Origin of the sequence: Mesorhizobium sp. M7A.F.Ca.CA.002.04.1.1 (genome assembly GCF_004022805.1) — a bacterium.
In the GTDB taxonomy this organism is placed as follows: Bacteria; Pseudomonadota; Alphaproteobacteria; order Rhizobiales; family Rhizobiaceae; genus Mesorhizobium; species Mesorhizobium ciceri.
The window spans coordinates 1-3,794 of sequence record NZ_RZPL01000580.1 but is presented as its reverse complement, the minus strand read 5'-3'; the positions used below and the strand labels follow the sequence as shown (position 1 = coordinate 3,794).

Genomic DNA, 3,794 nt, shown 5'->3' with positions numbered 1-3,794 from the left:
CCCCTTGAGACGCTAGCTCGGTAATCGGTCGGGGTCTCCCAATAGTGCGTCATCATCTGCTGGAAAATGAACCTGGCGAGATCTTTGCCGTGCGTCAAAAGGACGTTCTCCACGTCCTCGGAGGTCGCAAGGTATGATTGAAGCCGCGCCACCATCTGCCCCGCCAGCTTGAACAGAAGCTCGCTCTGCGTGTCGTAATCGACCTCTGGCATGTCCATGAGATGGCGGACAACATAGCTCTCTAAGCGTTCTTCCTTCGAGCCTTCCACCGTGCGAGCAAGGAAGGCGCGCGTCTCGTCGCGGAGTCGTTGGACCATGATCTGATCGGAGAGCGGCTGCCTGGCGATTGTTTCGAGATTCGAAAGGTCGAAATCCTTGAATCCAAAATTTACCTGCGTCGTCGGCAGCACGACGATTTCGGGAATCGAAATCGTGTGCATGACGATCTGTTTCGTGACTTTAGCGACGGTCGCTGCGACATCGGTTTTTCGTTCGAAACTTTCGAACCATCGCTGTTCAGGTGCCATGACCGCCTTCACGATGCTGGTGATTTCAGCCTGTATCTCTGGCGTGTCGAGTTTTTCGATCCCGGTCTTGATCCGGCGTTCGAACTCGCGCTGGATCACATCCCAAGCGACTTTCGCTACCTCACGCTCTTCCTGGGTCTCGAAGACGTAAGACGTTTGTTCGGATTCCTCAAACGCTCCCGCTTTTCCGGTAAGCATCGTTTCAACATTCGAAGGAGCTTCGACCACATGCGCGCCGAGATTCGACACGTCGCCGCTGCCGCCGACAATGACGGTCTTCCTAATCGAGATGAGCGAGTCCGGATCGCGCGCTGCCTTGATTACGTCGTCGAACCTGTCATGCGCGATGACGGTCAAGCGATCGACGGCTTCCACGCCCGTGCGCTGGCCATAAGGCAACCGCAGGCCACGTCCAAGCGTCTGCTCCGTCAGAATGTCGGAAGCCGATGCGCGCAATGGGACGATCGTGTAGAGGTTGGTTACGTCCCAGCCTTCCTTCAGTTTGTTGACGTGAATGACGATATCGGTCGTCGCATCATGCTCCAGTGCGACAAGCTTCTCGGTCGCCTCTTCAGTCTCCTCCGCGCGCGTTCCGGAATGAACCTCGATCACGCGACCCTGGTAGCGCCCCCGAAAGAAACCATCCGATTCCAGGTATCGCCGGATTTCGCTGGCGTGCGTGGTGTCTTGCGCCACGACCAACATGAAGGGATGGACAAGCTTGCGCCCGGTCTGTTGTGCATAGATCGCTAGCTCTGCCTTAGTGTTTTCATGGCAGTGAATCCCGTCCTCAAGCTTCATCCGTTCAAGCTGTTCCGGCGTGATGCTGTCGACGCGAAACCCTTCGCGAGTGGCGACGGCCGGGTCTTTCACATAGCCCTCGGCCATCGCCTGTCCAAGCGGGTAATCGAGAACCACGTTCTTGAACGCAACCGATTTGGCTCCAACCGAACGTGGTGTCGCCGTCAATTCGAGGCCGATAACAGGTTTCAGTTCGGCAATGGCGTTCATGCCCGCCTTGGCGCGATAGCGGTGCGCTTCGTCCATCAAGAGGACAAGGTCCGGAAGGGCCGACAGGTACTCGAAATAGGACTCGCCGATATATTCATGGAGCTTACGGATGCGCCCCTGCTCCTTGTTCACCTTGTCGATGTTGAAGATGAACACGATAGCGGTCTGGCCCAGAAGGTCGCCACGCACGGCGTAGCCGCGTTCCCAGTTGTCCCCGGTCTCGACTATGGGCGGAAGCTGCGCGAATTCAGCGATGCCCCGGAATACGTATTTTGAGGAGTTCTGCCGACTGAAATCGTCGACGAGCTTGTCGTAAATAGTGGTGTTCGGTGCGAGGATAAAGAAGTGCTTCGACCGTCCTGAGAGATAGAGATAGGCAATGAAAGCGCCCATGAGGCGCGTCTTGCCGACCCCTGTCGCAAGCGCGAAACAGAGCGACGGGAAATCGCGCTCGAAATCCGTCACCGTGGCATAGGTCGCCTTGATTGCGTCAAGTGCGACGACGGGATCAGCGCCCTTGGAAAATTCGATGGTGTTGAGCACGTCCGCCAAGATGTCGAGCGCCTCAGCCTGGGGCGTGCGCAGTGAAAGGCGAGCCTTTATCTGCTGAAGCAGCCGTTGGGAGGTCATGCCTCATCCTCCGCATTGTCAAAAAGCGGCAAGGCTGCCGCTGCGGCTTTGCCGCGCTTCGACGCGTCCGGCTCCGCCACCTCATCGAAATCCACCTTCTCCGGCAGGTTCGCAATTTTTAGCGAATAGTCGTCTCGACCCCATTCGCACTTCGCGAGGATTGAATGAGGAATCTTCTTCACCGTCAGGTTCGGAAAACTGTCTTCCTTCGCGTTAAAGGCCTTGCAGCAAACCAGCAGGCTGCGCTTGGATCCGACTTCCTCCGATAGCTTTTTCAGCGCGTCATAGGTCAGCGACTGGGTCGTCACGAATACGAAATCGCTTTCGGTCGAGTACCCGTGCCGCCAGTATTCGGCCGGGTCTTGGCTGGGCGCATAGGTGAAGCCTAGATGCTTGCAGAGCGCCTCGGCTAGCATGGCAGCATTGTATTCCTTGGATATAACCCAATTGCCGAAACGGTCTTTTTCCAGAAGCGACGGCGCAAGGCGATAGAACCGAAACCCGCCTCCGCCTTCCCATCCGGTCGCTGCCGTTATGCCGCCAGGATCATCGCCATCTATGACTTTCCTCAGCCTCGGGACAATGTGGGTGACAGCATGGTTGCCCAACTCGACCATGATCCAACGACGGCCCATTTTGTGCGCGACTGCCCCCGTGGTCCCGGACCCTGCGAATGAATCGAGGACGAGATCACCGGGACTAGTGGCAATGTGAAGAATCCGCTGAAGCAAGCGCTCGGGTTTTGGAGTGGCGAAGACATCATCCGGATTGAATGCCTTTACCTCGGTTTTGGCCTCATGATTATGCCCGACATCTGAACTTAGCCACACTGTCAGCGGTGGGGTTCCCGTATTCGACAACTCCGAAAGAAAGGTCTTTCGTGATGGCTGTGAAGTGCCGCCTTGTCCAAACCAAATCTCGCTGTTCTCGTCCATCCGTCGCAACGACTCTTCAGAGAATCTTGGAAAGGTTCCTGAAGGGGGCCGCCAAACGAACCCATTCTTGAACTGAAAGCTGAATCCTTTTGCCTTCGCGCTGCCGCTCTTCGCGTGCAGTGGTGTAGCCTTCCATGGACCTTTCGGATGATTGTCCGGATTTGAATATCGTGCATTCATTTCATCAGAGCGGGGCAGGCGATTGGGGGACCAACGTTCTCGCTCTTTTGCGTACACCAAAATATGATCGTGGTTGTCGCTGAAATACTTAGCGTCGTTGGAAACGGTATACTTTTTCTGCCAGACTACATTCGCGATAAAATTACCTCTACCAAACACCTCGTCGCACATAACTTTCAGATAATGCGCTTCGTTGTCATCAACGCTCACCCAGAAGGAACCGGTTGGCTCCAATAGATTGTAGAGAAGCTTAATTCGATCGTTTAGTAAATTTAGCCAAAGAGAATGCTCAACACCATCCTGGTATTGCTCAAATGCAGATCCGGTATTATACGGAGGGTCAATAAAAATGCACTTCACCATACCTCCGATCTCGTCTTGGAGGGATTTAAGCGCTAATAGATTATCGGCCTGAATCAGAGAGTTCGCATAAAGATCCCCAGTCTTCTTCTCGCTTGCGATATGCGAGAAATCATCATCTGGAACCAGAATACGTGGTTCGATCGAAGGC

The 3,794-nt window shown here is 54.9% G+C and carries 2 protein-coding genes; both read right to left on the bottom strand.

Going from position 1 to position 3,794, the window contains the following annotated elements; genetic code table 11:
* On the bottom strand, positions 1-2,168 hold a 2,168-nt coding region (locus tag ENZ75_RS24655), incomplete at its 3' end, for a DEAD/DEAH box helicase family protein (RefSeq protein WP_128278381.1).
* Positions 2,165-3,794: site-specific DNA-methyltransferase (locus ENZ75_RS24650; RefSeq protein WP_164887973.1), on the bottom strand; the 1,630-nt coding region annotated here is incomplete at its 5' end. The genes ENZ75_RS24650 and ENZ75_RS24655, both read right to left, overlap by 4 nt.